Genomic DNA, 14,749 nt, shown 5'->3' on the forward strand with positions numbered 1-14,749 from the left:
CGCTGGGAGCTGGCGTAGTGCTCCCTGAACGGCCCTGCGGTGCTGCTGCTGACCGCCATGACGGCGCCCATGGGGCAGCGGTGCGTGCAGCGGGCGCATCAGGTTGTGTGACCGCTGTTGACAGGTGCGGGCCCTGCTGGCTTCATGAACGGGAGCGATGGGAGCGCTCCCATCGCCAGCCGCACGGTCGCACGAAGGTCCTGCCTCCTCATCCCTGGGGGTGGGACTCCACTTTCCTTGGGCAGGCCGGAGCCTGGCCCGCCGCCCGCCCCACCGACGTCGGAAGGGTCGTTCCGTTGCGCCTCCCCCACGTGTTCCGCCGTAGACGAGGACTCCGCTCCTCGGCCGTAACCGGGCCTCGCGCGGGGCTGACAGCCCTCGTCGGAGTGCTTCTCGCCGGCGCTCTGTTACCTCTGTCGGCCTCGACCTCCGCCTCCGCAGCGCCCGCCTTCGCCTACGGTGAGGCGCTGCAGAAGTCGCTGTTGTTCTACGAGGCCCAGCAGTCCGGCCGGCTGCCCGATTTCAACCGCGTCGGCTGGCGTGGGGACTCTGGCCTGGACGACGGCAAGGACGCGGGTCTCGACCTCACCGGTGGCTGGTACGACGCCGGCGACCACGTCAAGTTCGGACTGCCCATGGCGTACTCCGCGACGATGCTCGCCTGGGGCGGCATCGAGCAGAAGGCCGCCTACGCCTCCTCCGGCCAGCTCGAGCACCTGCGCGACAACCTGCGTTTCGTCAACGACTACTTCGTCAAGGCGCACCCCTCGCCGAACGTCCTCTACGGCCAGGTAGGCAACGGCGCGGACGACCACAAGTGGTGGGGCCCGGCCGAGGTCATGCCGATGGCCCGGCCCGCACACAAGATCGATGCCTCCTGCCCCGGCTCCGACCTCGCGGGCGAGACCGCGGCCGCCATGGCGGCGTCCTCCATCGTCTTCCGCGACTCGGACCCGGCGTACGCGGACAAGCTGCTCACCCACGCCAAGCAGCTCTACACCTTCGCCGACACCTATCGGGGCAAGTACAGCGACTGCATCACCGACGCGCAGTCGTACTACAAGTCCTGGAGCGGCTACAACGACGAGTTGGTGTGGGGCGCGATCTGGCTGCACAAGGCCACGGGCGACGCCTCGTACCTGACCAAGGCCGAGACGCACTACGACAACCTCTCCACCGAGCCGCAGACCACCACCCGCTCCTACCGGTGGACGATCTCCTGGGACGACACGTCGTACGGCTCCTACGTGATGCTCGCCAAGCTGACCGGCAAGCAGCGGTACGTCGACGACGCCAACCGCTGGCTCGACTGGTGGACGAGCGGGGTGAACGGCCAGAAGGTGAAGTACTCGCCCGGCGGACAGGCCGTCCTCGACAGCTGGGGATCGCTGCGGTATGCGGCCAACACCGCGTTCGTGGCCCTCTCGTACTCCGACTGGCTGACCGGCGACAGCGAACGCAAGCAGCGCTACCACGACTTCGCCGTCCGGCAGATCAACTACGCGCTCGGTGACAACCCGCGCAAGTCCAGCTACGTCGTCGGCTTCGGCACCAACGCTCCCACCAAGCCGCACCATCGCACCGCTCACGGCTCCTGGACCGACCAGATCACCAACCCGGTCGAGAGCCGGCACGTGCTGTACGGGGCGCTGGTCGGCGGTCCGAGCGCCGCGGACGACGCCTACACCGACGACCGGTCCAACTACACCAACAACGAGGTCGCCACCGACTACAACGCGGCGTTCACCGGTGCGCTGGCCCGCCTCTATGCGGAGTACGGCGGCGCGCCGCTCGCGAGCTTCCCGCAGGCGGAGAAGCCGGACGGGCCCGAGATGTCCGTGCAGGCCTCGGTGAACGCCACCGGTTCCAGCTTCACCGAGATCAAGGCGTACCTGGTCAACAAGTCGGCCTGGCCCGCGCGGGCGCTGAACGACGCGTCGCTGCGGTACTACTTCACTCTCGAGGACGGCGTCACTCCCGCCCAGATCACCCTCACGACCAATTACAACCAGTGCGGCAAGCTCAGCGGGCCCACGCAGTTCAAGGACAACGTCTACTACGTGACGGTGGACTGCTCGGACACGGTGATCGCCCCGGCGGGCCAGTCGGCCTACCGCAAGGAGGTCCAGTTCCGGATCGCCTCCGCCGGCGCGTGGAACCCGGCGAACGACTGGTCCTACCAGGGCGTCCCCACCGCCTCGGGCAGCACGCCCGTCGATGCGGCGAACATCGTGCTGATGGAGGGTGCGGTCAGGCAGTGGGGTACGACGCCGGACGGGACGACGCCCACGCCCGGTCCGACGCCGACCCCCACGCCGACACCCACCCCGACCCCGACACCGACACCCACCCCGACGTCGACACCCACCCCGACGTCGACCGGTCCGTGCTCGGTGACGTACAAGGTCACCAGCAGCTGGGGCAGCGGCTTCACCGCTGACGTCGCGGTGAAGAACACCGGGACGACGGCGATCACCGGCGGCTGGAAGCTGGGCTTCACCTTCCAGGGCAGTGAACGGGTCACCAGCGCCTGGAACGCCACTGCCACGCAGTCCGGGGCCGACGTCACCGTCACCAACGCGGCGCACAACGGCACCATCCCGGCGGGCGGCAGCGCCTCGTTCGGCTTCCAGGGCACCGGAACGCCCGTGGGTGCCAAGGCATTCGCCCTCAACGGAAAGACCTGCGGATAAGCCGCTGGGGTCGGCCGTAACACGGCCGGGCCTGGCGACGAGGCGGAGCGACCTCCCGTGGCTCTGGTGTCGGACTACGGGAGCGTCTGCGGCTCGGTGTGGAGGGCGCCCCTAGCGCCCGCCTGCCCGCCCGAGCACTCATCGGACCCGAGCCGGTCCATGCCGACCATCGGCGGCAACCGCGCGCCCGGGACCGGTCAGGGAATGTCACCCGTCCAGTCGAAGCGGTCCGGATCCGATGGGCGCGGGGCGTACAGGGACCTGCCGCCCAGGCCGAACCTCCCCAACTCGGTGGCCAGGGCGACGTCGGTACCGGCTTCGTCGGGCGTCCGGCCGGTGACGTCGAGCAGCAGCCCGTCCAGCGGCCCGCCGACGAGTTGCGCGTAGCGCCGGTCGGATCGCGGGCCGGGCCGGTCGTGGTCTGCGCCGTAGACCCGGCGGCGCAGCAACTGCTCGTCATCACGGTCCATTCGCTCAGCCTGACAGCCGCCACTGACAATGAGGTCGGGATCATCCGTCTGCTGGGGGCCTGTGGATCACGGCTGTCCGCTGAGGCCGAGCTTCTTCTTGCCGTAGGGGGAAAAGATGGATGCCCAGCCGGTCCAGCCGGCGTGGACCTGTGCGATCTGAGAGGGCAACGGCATGACGGGGAGCAGGTCTCTGCCCTTGGCCCAGTTGGTGAGCAGGCCCTCGGTGGTGTCCACGGCGGATACGACCATGGTGACCTTCAGCTTTCCCTCGACCCAGGTCTCCCACAGCGCCCACCCCTCAGGGCGGGCTTCCACTCCCAGTCGAGCACAGGCATGCGCGTAGGTCTCCTCGGTGCCGACGGGCATGGCCCCGGGACGTATGACGGCCACGGCGGCGAGAGGAACCTGTGGACGGTCTTCCTCCTCCTGCAAGCAACCGTCCAGGGGGAAGTGATAGTGCAGCAGGGCCCGTCCCAGAGCGTTGACACTGCGTTGGAGCGGTCCCTCAGCTTCGGTGTCGCAGGCGTACCACTGCTCGTCGGCGGCTGCGGAGGCAACTGCCTTGGCGAGTCGTTCGATCTCCCGCAGATAGTCGAGTTCGGTGAGGTCCGGCCTGGTCATGGGGGCAGTGTCGCATCGCTGAGTCGGATCTGTGCACCTGTTGTTCGCGTGGTCACGTGGCCTGTCCCTTCTCGCCGTGGGCACGGCCCTCGGCATGGTGGATCTCATGCGTCTCCCTCGTCGCATGGCTGTGCCCGGGATGGGCCACGTCTCAAGCCCATACCGCCCTGACCACCGCGTGGCCCGCCGTGGCCGCCCGCCCGTAGAACCTTAGGAGTCCCTCGTGGTGGTCGAGGAACTCCTGTCTGACCTGTGCTTCGTCCCAGCCTGCCCAGACGAGCCCGGCACCGGTGGCGTTCCACAGCTCGTCGAACGAGACACGAGCCAGGAAGCCTGCGGCCTGCGAGACCTCAGGCGGCTCGAGAATTCCCAGGGGCGGGCTGGAGGGGTCGGCGTCGGCGCTATGGACCACTGGCCGCCCACCGTAGACCGGCAGCTCCCAGGAGTCGTCGGCACCCGCATCGAGGACAGCGGCAGCGGCGTAGAGGTCATTGACGGAGTCCCAGATCTTTTCGATCGACTCGGCGATGCCCCTCGCGTACTCGTCGGGGTGGTTCTCCCACGCCTCCCACATGAACGCTGCAAGCCAGGTGTGGTCGTACCGGATCTCGGATTCCGCGACGGCGCGCATGTGCATGTGGATGCTCACAGCGACAGTCCTCCCCTTTCTGCGGCCCGTCCGCCGGGCCGAACGGGGAGAACCTACGCGCGAGCACTGACGGCGGGATGCCCGTCGCCTGATGCCAGGACGCCGTCCCAGCCAGGACGCCGCCCCTGCCGGGACGCCTTCGGACACCCGAGCGCCCGTGTCGTCGAGGTCGAGCACTGCGGACCGGCACGCATCCACGGAGCGTGCCTGGTCCGGAACCTGGGGCGACGACACGTGCGCGGTCCGGTGGACGGGTGCCGGAGTGTCGCGCTCGGGTGGTGCTACGACAGGACGATGGATACGGGCCACCGGCACGCAGCCGCCCCTTCGGAGCAGATGCGTCTGCCGAAGCACAGGATTCTCGCGTTGAGCGACGGCGTGGTGGCGATCGCCATGACGCTGCTGGTGCTCGACATCGACGTGCCCGACGGGCTTCAAGGGCAGGCCCTGGCGGACGCGCTCGACGACGTGACGGGGCAGGTGGGGACGTTCCTGCTGAGCGCTGTCGTGATCGCCATGTTCTGGCGGGCCCACCACATGGTGCTGCGTGACGCGGAGTGGATCGACACCTCGCTCTTCTGGTGCAACGTCGCCTTCCTGGCGCTGGTCTCCTTGATCCCCTTTCCGACGAGGGTGCTGGCCGACTACGGTCAGCAGCCGCTCGGACCTGGCCTGTACGGCGCGGTCATCGGCACGGCCGCCCTCGTGCTGTACCTGATGGCCGTGCGCATCGCGCGAGGACCGGAGCGCCGAGGGCCTTTCCCGGCCTTTCCCGCACAGGCGTGCGTCTTCCTTCTCTCCGTCGGCATCGCCCAGTTCGCGCCGGTGGCGGCCGTCTACAGCTGGATCGCCTCGGTGCCTCTGACCGTGCTGGCGCACCGGCACGCCACCCGCGCGTCGCGGGCCTCCCGGTCCTGACCGAGGACCGGCGGGGCATGGGCGCGCCCCGCACCGAAGCCACCCAACTGTTCCGGCTGCCCCGCCGGAGCCGCCGGCCGGCTTCTGCTCGTCGTCGTCGCCGTGCTCAGGACAGGAGCCCGGTGGCAGGCGTTCGGTCGGTGACGCAGAAGACGCTGGCGTCGGGGCCTGTCATCACCGTCCATGTGGGCCCGTGGCCGAGCTGGGTGGCTCCGAGGCGGATGAGCCGTTCGACTTCGGCGGAGCGGTTGTCCGTGGCGATGTCGAGATGACCCGACGTTCCACCCTCGTCGCGGCGTTGCAGGAGGACCCGGACGGGCAGCGACGGCGGCGTGTGCAGGCGGGCGAACTCGGGACGGGCCGACTGGGTGACGGTCCAGCCGGTGAGGTCGGACCAGAAGGTCTTCTCTCGGTCCCAGGCGTCGTGCGCGACGTCGATGGTGAGCTGGTCGGTGAAGGAGCGGTGAGTGCCCCGGTCGCCGGATGAGGCGGGCGTCGTCTCGTCATGGCCGCGCACGAGGCAGAAGAGGAGCCCGGCCGGGGACCGCATGACGACGTGGCCCGGTTGCGCGACGACGTCGGCGCCGGCCCGCACCGCGCTGTCGGTGGCGGCGTCGAGGTCGGCGACGTGGAGATCCAGGTGGGCCGAGAAGTGTTCGGCCCTCGTTCTCTGCACTCGTAGGTGCGCGTCTCCGCATGGCGGGATCAGCGTCGCGAATTCCTCGTCCTCCCCCCGGAGGGAGGACAGCTCGTAGCCTGTGGCTGCCTGCCAGAAGCCGCATGCTGACTGGTGGTTCGCATGGGGTATGTCGAGGAAGAGCGTCAGCCAGCTCGGTGCGGTCGCGGTCACGTGGTGGATGATCGCAGCTGTGGGGCCGGGCGCACCAGGCGGCACTCGGCGTGCCTGGAGATGCCGCGCGTGTGGTGCGTAGCGGGGTTGCTCCCGTACGAACTGAGAGGCTCGGCGCGGTCGACGGCTCGGCACGGGCCGGATCTGGGAGGTGGGCCGGATCTTCGGTGTGCGACACTGCGGCTTCTTGACCATGAACAGACATGCAACGAAGAGGATTCGCGTGAGACGTCCCCTGCTTCCCACGGCACTGGCGCTGACCGTGCTCGCCCTGCCCTCGCTCGGTGGTTGCGCCGGTGGGGACGCGGAACCCCGGGAGGCCGGTGTCGACGTCGTGGCTGCGCCGGCCACGACCGAGCAGGCCCCGTCCGAGGCGGAGGACGCCCCTGACTACGACCCGAAGGCGGACGCCGCGGGTGACATCGCGGCTGCCTTGAAGGCGGCGAAGAAGGACGGCCGCCCGGTGCTCGTCGACTTCGGAGCCGACTGGTGCCTCGACTGTCGCGTCCTGGGCGCCCGGTTCGAGGAGCCCGGGCCCTCCGCGCTGCTGGCCGGGTACCACGTGGTGAAGGTGGACGTCGGCGAGTTCGACAACAACCTGGAGGTCGCCGAACGCTATGTCGACCTGGGGACCAGCGGCATACCAGCACTGGCCGTCCTGGACGCCACGTCCGGCCGGGTGAAGGTGGCGACGAACCAGGGCGAGTTCGCCAACGCCCGGGGCATGTCGGCCGCGCAGGTCGAGGAGTTCTTGAAGCGATGGGCGTAGCCGTCCGGCTCCAGGCGCGCCGCACGGGTGTCGGTACGGGCACGGCGGTGGCGGTCGTTGCTGCGGTTCTCGCCGGCTGCACGGCCTCCGCGCAGCCGGCGAGGACACCGCACGCCGCTTCCTTCACGGCCGGAGGCGTGCGCGTGACGGTCCGGGTGGAGTCCCGCGACGACGGCGGTTCGCGGCTCCTGGCGGAACTGAGGCCTCGGCAGGCCGGGTTCCACCTCTACAGCCTCGACCTGCCTGACGACGGGGTCGACGGGATCGGCGTCCCGACCCGGATCCGCACCGAGGGCGGCCTGCGGGCGACGGGGCCGGCCGGCACCGACGCGAAGGAACGGATGCTGCGCCCGGCCGGACTCGACGTCGCCCTGCCGGTCTACGACGACGGCCCGGTGACTCTCGAACTTCCCGTGCGGCGGGCCGAAGGCGGCGACAGCACACGGGTGTTCCTCACGTACGGGGCGTGCAGTGAAAGCGCGGGATGTCTGCCGCCGGTCCGGGACCGTGCGGTGACCCTGCCACTGAGCAGGAGGGGCTGAGGGCCGTCGGGGGGTCACCTGACCTTCCGGCCGGACCGGCGGCAGCGCGCGTACAGCGGAACGGGACGGGGGCTGTCGCGTCGGAGGGCGTCCCGGTCAGTAGGAGAGCGCGTCCTCGGCGGTGGTGAAGAAGGTGGTCACCAGCATGTCGTTGACCGTGACGGGGCCGTCGTCGACCGGCAGCGTGGCGGGCGTCTCGGCGGCGGTGAGGGCGACCTCCACCTTGTCGACGCTCTTGCCGCCCGCGTCGTCCCCGCGCGAGAAGTGGATCCCGGCGTACGCGCGGCCGCCGGGCTCCACGATCCGGTCCGTGTCCTTGGGACCCACGTGCTCGGCGGCGCCGTCGAGGCCCGGGATGGTGATCACCAGGTCATTGACCGGGAGCAGACAGGGAGCGCCGCCCTTGTTCACCGCGGTCAGCAGCGCGTGGTGGGCGGCCTTGGAGGCGACGGTGACCGTGTAGGCCATGTCGTGCGTCTCGCACATGCCCACGCCGCCGTCCTGATCGTCGTCGGCCCCGGCCTTCGACGGCGGCGGCGTGCCCTCGCTGTCGTCCGGGGAACCTCCGGCGGTGCTGCCGCCGTCGTCCGGGCCGGCGGTCGACGGCGTGGCGGAGGGCTTGCCGGTGTCCGCCGGGGAGGGGGACGGGGCCGCCGACGTGGCGGCGGGTCCCGTGCCCTTGTCGGCGTCCCCGTCGCCGCACGCGGTCAGCAGGAGGGTGCCGAGCGAGAGGGCCGCCAGTGCGGCGGCGGTACGGCGTGGGCGAAGTGCGTGGGCCATGAGATTTCCCCCCGGGAGTCTGCGTGTACCGGTGAGGGTGCCCCACCGGAGCGGCGCCTGTATCGGCCCGTGCCGGGCCGGGGCCGTTCGCGGGCACGTTCGTGACACAGGCACGACGGTTGTGACCCGGCGGGCCCCGGCAGCACCACGTGGCGGGGCGTCAGGCGTCGGCGAGGAGCGGGTCGTAGGGGGTGTTCGCGCGGCGGCCCGACATGAAGGAGAGGAAGTCACCCACGAAGGCGCTGCGTCCGTAGGCGCCGTCGGTGGTGGCGAGGTCGCGGTGGAAGGCGGTGCGGAAGAGCGCCCGGTACTCGTGCGCGTCGATGGCCCCGCTGCCGTCCTTGTCCGTGACGTCGAAGAGCACCTCGGCGACGCGGATGAGCGCGGGACCGGCGAGGGACGGCACGGCGGCGGCGTACTCGTCGATGCTGACCCTGCCGTCGCCGTCCGTGTCGAGGGATGCCTGAAGCTCACGCCACCACGCGGCGAAGGCTTCGTAGAGCCGGGTCTCCTCGGGTTCGTCCAGGTCGAGACGGGTGGCCAGTTCGCGTGCCATGGCGGCGAGGTCGGGCCAGTCGAGGTGACCGTCGCCGGTCTGGTCCAGCACCTGGCGGAAGAACTCCTCCGCCGAGCGCCGGCCCTCACCGGTGGCCGTCGTGGTGGGCGGAGCCGGTTCGGGGTCGGTGTCGTCGCCGAGTGGGGTGACCAGACGGAGCAGGGCCGCCGCCCGTTTCACGCGGGTGCGCAGGGCGCTCGCAGTCCCGGCCTTGGCGGCGTGGCCGCCGGGCGGGGAGGAGAGGATCTCGATGATGGTCGTGGCGTCGATCCAGCCCTTGGGCAGGAAGCGGGTGAGTCCGGCGGCGAGGTAGGCGCCCTGCATGAGGGTCGGGGCGCCGGGGGTCTCGGGCAGGCCTGCCTTGCGCCGGTAGGGGCCGGGCAGTGAGGCGACGGTGATCGCGCCGAGGAGCGGACCGACGACGGCCCGGCCCGCCGCCCACAGCGTCGGCGCGCCGGCGAGCAGCGCCGGGGCGGGCAGGTGGTCGAAGAGCCGGAAGAGGATGACGCGGGCCGCCTCGGTGTCCTCCAGCTCTTCCTCGACGACCCGGTCGAAGTACCGCCAGAAGTCGTTCAGGTCCACGGGGAGTTCTCCGGCGTCGCCGTCGAGCGCGGCGAGGAAGGCGCGGTACTCGGCGTACATGTGCTCCATGGTGTCCTGGTCGAGCGGCTGACCGCTCAGTCGGCACATGGTGACGGCGCTCTCGAAGAGGGTGGCGACCACCCAGGCGCGGGTCGGACGGTCCATGGCGTCGTAGGCACGTCCGCGGGAGTCGGAGCCGCTCATGCGGGCGTGCAGCCTGTTGAGCCGGGCGGTCTCCCGTTCCCGTACCGCCGGGTCGGCGTCGAACATGCGCCGCATGCTCAGGAAGGTGTTGCGCAGCCGGCGCCAGGGGTGGGCGACGAAGGTGGAGTTCTCGGCGAGGGCCGCGCCGACCTGGGGATGGGCGGCCTCCAGCACGGTGGCGCGGATGACGGCCAGCGCCCAGCGTGGGTCGTCGAAGAAGGCACGGAACTGCTCTTCCTTGGTGGAGGGGGGTACGTCCTGGGCCGCCCCCGCGTTCCCGGTCGTCATCACGTGTCTCCGTTCGTCTGGGGCGGCACGCCGCCGAAGCGGCGGTTACGGCGCCGGTAGGCGTGCAGGCAGGCGAGGAAGTCGGGGGCGCGGAAGTCCGGCCAGAGCACCTCGGGGAAGACCCACTCGGCGTAGGCCACCTGCCAGAGCATGAAGTTGGAGATGCGCTGCTCGCCGGACGTGCGGATGACCAGGTCGACGTCCGGGGTGTCGGGGAACGGCAGATGGTCGGCGAAGAGCTGCTCGGTCACCGCGTCGGCCGGCGTCGCGGTGCGGATCAGCGACCTGGCGGCCTCGACGATGTCCCGACGTCCGCCGTGGTCGAAGGCGATGGTCAGCGTCATGCCCCGGTTGCCGGAGGTGAGTGTCGCCAAGTCCTCGAAGTCCTGGGCCAGCGCACGGGGGATCCGTGGGTCCGAGGCCCCGAGGAACCGGCAGCGGATGCCGCGGGCGAGCAGCAGAGGGGCGTGCCTGCGTACGACCCGGCGGACCAGGCGCATCAGGTAGTCGACCTCGGGGCCGGGGCGGCTCCAGTTCTCGGTGGAGAAGGCGTACAGGCTGAGCCAATGGACGCCTGCTGTCCGGGCGGCCTCGATGATGTCGATGACGGTGGTCTCCGCGGCCCGGTGCCCCGCCGTCCGGGGAAGCGATCGTTGCTGTGCCCATCGGCCGTTGCCGTCCATCACGCAGGCCACGTGCCGCGGCACCGCACGCACCGGCCCGTCGTCGCGACGGTGCTCGTCCCGATGACGTGGCCCGCCCGGCCGGTCCGCCGTCGCCGCGCTCGGCTGCCGGTTGCCGCGGTCCGTCATCGTCGGTCCCGTTCCGCCCCGAGCGGCACGGTCGCCCCCTCCGCGCTCGGTCAGACCCACCCCGTACCCCTCACCCTCACCCCTCGCACGTCCGTCGGCGGGAACGCTCCTGGCCAGCAGTCTGAAGGCAGGAAAGGGGCGTGAGCGGCCGAACGGGTGGGGCATCACCCTCAGGTCATGTGCCCGATTCCCCGGGGTGTGGGCAGCTTCCGAGGCAAACGTGGATCGGCGTCGCGTGGTCCGGCTGCTGCTCCCCGCTCCCCTTCGACATATTTGGACTATGCAAGGGTTGTTTCAGGGCAGGCGGCGGGTCAGCGTGGCTCTTCTCCGGCCCTGTCGAAGTCCAGCTCGGTGGACAGGCCTGCCCTCCGCGCGGCGGTCCGCACGGCGGCGCTGGGCTCGACGAGCCGCACATCGACGCCGGCCAGTGGCAGGGTCCGGTAGATGCCGAGCAGGGTGTACAGGCTGGCCAGGTCACAGAAGGTGACACCTGACAGGTCGAGGACCAGCGACGTGGCGGTCGCGCGGGCGGCGAGCAGAGTCAGGTCTTCCCGCAGGCCGACGGCGGTGTCCACATCGAGCTCTCCGTCGAGGAGCAGGCGCAACCCGGTCGACGGGTCGTGACCGGTCCCGGAACGGACACGGAGTCTCGTCGCGCCCGCCGTCGAGGACAGCTCGTACCGCCAGGACGGAATGCCGTCGGCCGCATCGCCGTGCGGAACGGGACGGGACGGTGGCATGGCCGGACCTCCAGCAGGGTCGCCTCAACAGACGCCGACCAGACTTCCCGGCACTCCAGGCCGGGCCATCGGGCCCCGCCATTGCCGAATTTTTGCACAAGGCAAGAATTTTCACCACCTGGGGCCCGGACCTGGCCGCAGAAGCCGTCAGGGCGGCCAATGGGCGCGACGACTGCGACGCGCGCGTGACCGCGCCGGACATCGGGCCCCCCGTCGGCCCTTGCGCGCCTACGAGACGTCGGGCAGTTCGCCGGTCCACCCCAGCGGATGCGCCGGCGCATCCTCCGCGGCCGGCGCCAACGGCTCCGCCCCGGCCTGGTTGAAGGCGTTGAGCGCCTCGACCAGTGCGAGCCGCTGCACGGGGGTGAGTCGTTCGACGATGGCGGCGATCTCGGTACGCCGACGGGCCGTGACGCTTTCGACGGTGCGCCGCCCTTCGACGGTGAGCTGCAACAGCGTCTCCCGCCGGCTGTGCGGGTTGGCCTGCCGGTCCGCCAGGCCGGCCGCGATCAGACGGTCGACCATGCGCATGGCGGTGGAGGGCGCCACCTGGAGCTGCTCGGCCAGCGTGACGAGCTTGGTGGCGCCCCTCGTGGCCAACACCACCAGCATCCGGAACTGCGGCAGCGTCACCCGCTCCTCGACCTCGGCGAGGGACCTCGCGGACACTGCGACCAGCAGGCGTGAGGCGGTCAGCACCGCCTGGGTCACGGCGTCCACGTCGTCCATCGCCCTCACAGGGCTCTCGCTCTCGCGCATGACACCTTTCTACCGCCCCGCGATCACCCGGAGCCCGCCCTGGCGACCCCTGGCCGCCCGCCACCACCGGCCGCGACCCGCCACCACCGGCCGCGACCCGCCTCCACCGGGCCCGTCCCCGCGCCGTCGGGTCCAGGGAACAGCGGACGGCGGGGCCGTCAGTCGCCGAGCGTGGCCGAGGGCGTGTTGCCGTTCTGCGCCTGCTGGGAACGCTTGGCGAGCATCGTGGCCAGGTCGCGGATCGTGTCCTTGTCGAGGTCGCCCTCGTGCGCGGCGGATTCCATCGTCCACAACAGCGTCGTGCCGACCCGGATCTGGGTCACGGCGCCGGGCTCGCCGCGGAAGCCGGCACTGCCCAGCCGGGCGTCGCGCTCGTCACCGATCGGGCCGAGCGCGAGCGGCTTGGGCTTCTGCCCCACCCGGTCGCCGTAGTAGCCGTCCCAGAGGACGTCGTACGCGTCCTGGGCCGCCTGTTCACTGTCATAGGCGACGATCAGGAAGGTGACCTCGCTGAGGGGGTCCTCGCGCCGGAAGGTGGAGGCGCCGAAGAAGCGGGAGTTCTCGCAGCCCGCGCGGTCCTTGATGGGGCAGGCCTGCGAACGGTAGAGCTTGTCCATCTTGACGGCCGTGGGCCGGGCGGACTTCTTCCAGCCCGGCATGGCCTGGCCGTCCGGCAGCGTCCGGCGAACCTGGTCCTTCGTGAGCGCCGCCGCCTTGCCCGTGGTGCTGTCGCTCTCCGCGCCACCGCAGCCGGCCAGCAGCAGTACCGCCGTGGTCGTCGCGCACCACCGGTGGATGTTCATGCTCATGCCATCACCCCTCGAAGGTCATCGTACGGGGGTGTCGTGGCTCGCTGTCGGCGGTCGGCGTGGCTGTGTGGCGGTCCGTGACGGTTGACGCCCCCTCTTGGTCCAGTCCAATCTGAATCACTGTCATCGGCTCCCCGGCCGAGGCAGCCTCGTGACCGCGTCCGTGGAGGTACCGCCGTGCCCCGAACCTCTTCCCGAGCGGTGCTCGGCTCCCTCACCGCCGCTGCCGTGCTCATCGGGACCGGCGTGCTGGGACCGCACGGCGCGGCGGCGGACGAGCCGGAGAACCTGGTCCGCAACGGGGACTTCGAGTCCGGGGACACCGCGGGGTGGACCTGCCGGGGCAACTCCTCCGTCACGTCCGCGGGAGTGCACGGAGGAGCGCACGCACTCGCGTCCACACCGGGCAACGCCGACACCGCGCCGTGCTCGCAGACGGTCGCGGTGCGGCCCGGCACGACGTACGCGGTCGGCGTGTGGGTGAAGGGGGCCTACGGGCAGGTGGACGTGACGGGCGCCGGAGTACGGGAGTCCATCTGGACCGGGTCGTCGACCTGGAAGCGGCTCGACCTCGGCGTGACGGCCGGCGCGACCACGACGGAGCTCACCGTGACGGTCAGCGGCTGGTACGCGTCCGGCGTGCTGGAGGTGGACGACGTCTCGATGACTCCGCTGCGACAGACACCGGGCCCCACGCCGGCACCGTCCACGTCGTCCTCGGCACCGTCCCCGTCCTCGCCGGCGCCCACCGTCCCGCCGACGCCCGGCTCCCCCGGCGGGGCGACCGTCCGCGTGTCGGACGGCGGGCAGCTCAAGACGGCGTTGGCGGCTGCTGTTCCGGGGCAGACGATCGAGCTGGCGGACGGCTCCTACTCGGGCAACTTCAAGATCGCCGTCCGGGGCACCGCGAGCGCCCCGATCACCCTCACGGGCTCGCGGGCGGCGGTGCTGACCACTCCCACCGGGGGCGGCAACGGCATCCAGCTCACGAGTGCCCCGTACTGGGTGATCAAGGGGATCACCGTCACCGGCGGCCAGAAGGGCATCATGGTCGACTCCTCCGATCATGTCGTCCTCGACTCGGTGGAGGTCCACCACACCACCATGGAGGGCATCCACTTCCGGACGTCGAGCAGCTTCGGGGTGGTGCGGGACTCCTTCATCCACCACACGGGAATGTCCGGCAACGGCATGGGTGAAGGGGTGTACGTCGGGACCGCGAACACCCTCGCCGATGCCAGCGACCACGTCCGCATCCTCGACAACCGCATCGGTCCCGCCGTCGGCGGGGAGAACGTCGACGTCAAGGAAGGCACCACCGGCGGCCTGATCTCCGGGAACACCTTCGACGGCAGTGGCCTCACCGGCGCCAACTACGACGACTCCTGGGTGGACATCAAGGGCAACGGCTACACGGTGGAGAACAACCGCGGCGTCAACACCACCAACGACGGCTTCCAGACGCACAGTCAGGATCCCGGGTGGGGGTGCGGCACGATCTTCCGCAACAACACGGCGGATCTGACCGGTGCCACCGGGTCCACCCGCTACGCCATCGACATCACCCGGTACGACCCGTCCGGCTGCCCCGTCACCGTCACCGCCGACAACCGTGTGGTCGGAGGCCGAGGGCTGGTGAATCCCGGCGTACCCGTCACCTGACCGGCCCGCGCCCCGTCGCCGCCCCGGTCGCCGCCCCCGTGTCCG

The 14,749-nt window shown here is 70.9% G+C and carries 15 protein-coding genes and 1 pseudogene; 6 read left to right on the forward strand and 10 right to left on the reverse strand.

Annotation, left to right across the window (positions count from 1 at the left end; all coding sequences use genetic code 11):
• Positions 1 to 386 precede the first annotated feature (386 nt).
• Entirely contained in the window at positions 387 to 2,693 is a 2,307-nt protein-coding gene (locus tag ACFRAV_RS04275; protein WP_382551508.1) for a glycoside hydrolase family 9 protein, read from the forward strand.
• A gap of 197 nt (positions 2,694 to 2,890) precedes the next feature.
• Here the strand turns inward: ACFRAV_RS04275 and ACFRAV_RS04280 are convergent, their stop codons facing one another.
• From ACFRAV_RS04280 to ACFRAV_RS04290, 3 genes are all read right to left on the reverse strand, one after another.
• Positions 2,891 to 3,163: a hypothetical protein gene (locus ACFRAV_RS04280; protein WP_382551509.1), complete on the reverse strand. Its 273-nt coding sequence runs from the start codon at positions 3,161 to 3,163 to the stop codon at positions 2,891 to 2,893.
• A gap of 66 nt (positions 3,164 to 3,229) precedes the next feature.
• Entirely contained in the window at positions 3,230 to 3,784 is a 555-nt protein-coding gene (locus tag ACFRAV_RS04285) for a hypothetical protein (RefSeq protein WP_382551510.1), read from the reverse strand.
• A gap of 151 nt (positions 3,785 to 3,935) precedes the next feature.
• Positions 3,936 to 4,433, reverse strand: a complete 498-nt coding sequence (locus ACFRAV_RS04290; RefSeq protein WP_382551512.1) for a DUF1877 family protein — start codon at positions 4,431 to 4,433, stop codon at positions 3,936 to 3,938.
• 366 nt (positions 4,434 to 4,799) lie between these two features.
• Between ACFRAV_RS04290 and ACFRAV_RS04295 the strand changes: the two genes are divergently transcribed.
• Positions 4,800 to 5,351, forward strand: a complete 552-nt coding sequence (locus tag ACFRAV_RS04295) for a TMEM175 family protein (protein ID WP_382551514.1) — start codon at positions 4,800 to 4,802, stop codon at positions 5,349 to 5,351.
• Between the two features lie 106 nt (positions 5,352 to 5,457).
• Here the strand turns inward: ACFRAV_RS04295 and ACFRAV_RS04300 are convergent, their stop codons facing one another.
• Positions 5,458 to 6,201, reverse strand: a complete 744-nt coding sequence (locus ACFRAV_RS04300; protein ID WP_382551516.1) for a VOC family protein — start codon at positions 6,199 to 6,201, stop codon at positions 5,458 to 5,460.
• 223 nt (positions 6,202 to 6,424) lie between these two features.
• Here ACFRAV_RS04300 and ACFRAV_RS04305 point away from each other — a divergent pair, with 223 nt between their 5' ends.
• Both ACFRAV_RS04305 and ACFRAV_RS04310 read left to right on the forward strand, forming a co-directional pair.
• Positions 6,425 to 6,970: a thioredoxin family protein gene (locus ACFRAV_RS04305; protein WP_382551518.1), complete on the forward strand. Its 546-nt coding sequence runs from the start codon at positions 6,425 to 6,427 to the stop codon at positions 6,968 to 6,970.
• On the forward strand, positions 6,961 to 7,512 hold the full coding sequence (locus ACFRAV_RS04310; protein ID WP_382551520.1) for a hypothetical protein: 552 nt from the start codon (positions 6,961 to 6,963) through the stop codon (positions 7,510 to 7,512). The genes ACFRAV_RS04305 and ACFRAV_RS04310 overlap by 10 nt, the downstream gene beginning before the upstream one ends.
• A gap of 96 nt (positions 7,513 to 7,608) precedes the next feature.
• Here ACFRAV_RS04310 and ACFRAV_RS04315 read toward each other — a convergent pair whose 3' ends face one another.
• The 6 genes from ACFRAV_RS04315 to ACFRAV_RS04340 form a co-directional block, all read right to left on the reverse strand.
• Positions 7,609 to 8,292 carry a DUF4232 domain-containing protein gene (locus ACFRAV_RS04315; RefSeq protein ID WP_382551521.1) on the reverse strand — a complete coding sequence of 228 codons (684 nt, stop codon included), beginning with the start codon at positions 8,290 to 8,292 and terminating at the stop codon, positions 7,609 to 7,611.
• A 160-nt stretch (positions 8,293 to 8,452) separates the two neighbouring features.
• Positions 8,453 to 9,922 (reverse strand): oxygenase MpaB family protein, encoded by a 1,470-nt coding sequence (locus ACFRAV_RS04320; RefSeq protein ID WP_382551523.1) that lies wholly within the window; start codon positions 9,920 to 9,922, stop codon positions 8,453 to 8,455.
• Positions 9,922 to 10,638: a polyprenyl diphosphate synthase gene (gene uppS / locus ACFRAV_RS04325; protein ID WP_382551660.1), complete on the reverse strand. Its 717-nt coding sequence runs from the start codon at positions 10,636 to 10,638 to the stop codon at positions 9,922 to 9,924. Before uppS ends, ACFRAV_RS04320 begins: the two co-directional genes overlap by 1 nt.
• Before the next feature lie 407 nt (positions 10,639 to 11,045).
• A complete protein-coding gene (locus ACFRAV_RS04330; protein ID WP_382551525.1) occupies positions 11,046 to 11,474 on the reverse strand; it encodes an STAS domain-containing protein in 429 nt (142 codons plus the stop codon).
• A 228-nt stretch (positions 11,475 to 11,702) separates the two neighbouring features.
• The gene (locus ACFRAV_RS04335; RefSeq protein ID WP_382551526.1) at positions 11,703 to 12,233 is read right to left on the reverse strand and encodes a MarR family winged helix-turn-helix transcriptional regulator; all 531 of its coding nucleotides are present in this window, start codon (positions 12,231 to 12,233) and stop codon (positions 11,703 to 11,705) included.
• Positions 12,234 to 12,391: 158 nt separating this feature from the next.
• On the reverse strand, positions 12,392 to 13,042 hold the full coding sequence (locus tag ACFRAV_RS04340; RefSeq protein ID WP_382551528.1) for a hypothetical protein: 651 nt from the start codon (positions 13,040 to 13,042) through the stop codon (positions 12,392 to 12,394).
• A 246-nt stretch (positions 13,043 to 13,288) separates the two neighbouring features.
• On the opposite strand from ACFRAV_RS04340, the pseudogene ACFRAV_RS04345 reads away from it, so the two are divergent.
• Both ACFRAV_RS04345 and ACFRAV_RS04350 read left to right on the forward strand, forming a co-directional pair.
• Positions 13,289 to 13,654, forward strand: a pseudogene (locus ACFRAV_RS04345) (carbohydrate binding domain-containing protein); the annotation flags it as partial.
• A 51-nt stretch (positions 13,655 to 13,705) separates the two neighbouring features.
• Entirely contained in the window at positions 13,706 to 14,704 is a 999-nt protein-coding gene (locus ACFRAV_RS04350; RefSeq protein ID WP_382551662.1) for a right-handed parallel beta-helix repeat-containing protein, read from the forward strand.
• The last annotated feature ends 45 nt before the right edge of the window (positions 14,705 to 14,749 follow it).

Origin of the sequence: Streptomyces sp. NPDC056600 (genome assembly GCF_042792855.1) — a bacterium.
GTDB lineage: Bacteria > Actinomycetota > Actinomycetes > Streptomycetales > Streptomycetaceae > Streptomyces.

Bases quoted from the DNA above. Each gene is read 5' to 3' on its own strand.
- ACFRAV_RS04280 (WP_382551509.1), bottom strand. From the start codon at position 3,163: ATGGACCGTGATGACGAGCAGTTGCTGCGCCGCCGGGTCTACGGCGCA.
- ACFRAV_RS04285 (WP_382551510.1), bottom strand. From the start codon at position 3,784: ATGACCAGGCCGGACCTCACCGAACTCGACTATCTGCGGGAGATCGAA.
- ACFRAV_RS04310 (WP_382551520.1), top strand. From the start codon at position 6,961: ATGGGCGTAGCCGTCCGGCTCCAGGCGCGCCGCACGGGTGTCGGTACG.
- ACFRAV_RS04315 (WP_382551521.1), bottom strand. From the start codon at position 8,292: ATGGCCCACGCACTTCGCCCACGCCGTACCGCCGCCGCACTGGCGGCC.
- ACFRAV_RS04320 (WP_382551523.1), bottom strand. From the start codon at position 9,922: ATGACGACCGGGAACGCGGGGGCGGCCCAGGACGTACCCCCCTCCACC.
- ACFRAV_RS04330 (WP_382551525.1), bottom strand. From the start codon at position 11,474: ATGCCACCGTCCCGTCCCGTTCCGCACGGCGATGCGGCCGACGGCATT.
- ACFRAV_RS04335 (WP_382551526.1), bottom strand. From the start codon at position 12,233: ATGCGCGAGAGCGAGAGCCCTGTGAGGGCGATGGACGACGTGGACGCC.
- ACFRAV_RS04340 (WP_382551528.1), bottom strand. From the start codon at position 13,042: ATGAGCATGAACATCCACCGGTGGTGCGCGACGACCACGGCGGTACTG.
- ACFRAV_RS04350 (WP_382551662.1), top strand. From the start codon at position 13,706: ATGACTCCGCTGCGACAGACACCGGGCCCCACGCCGGCACCGTCCACG.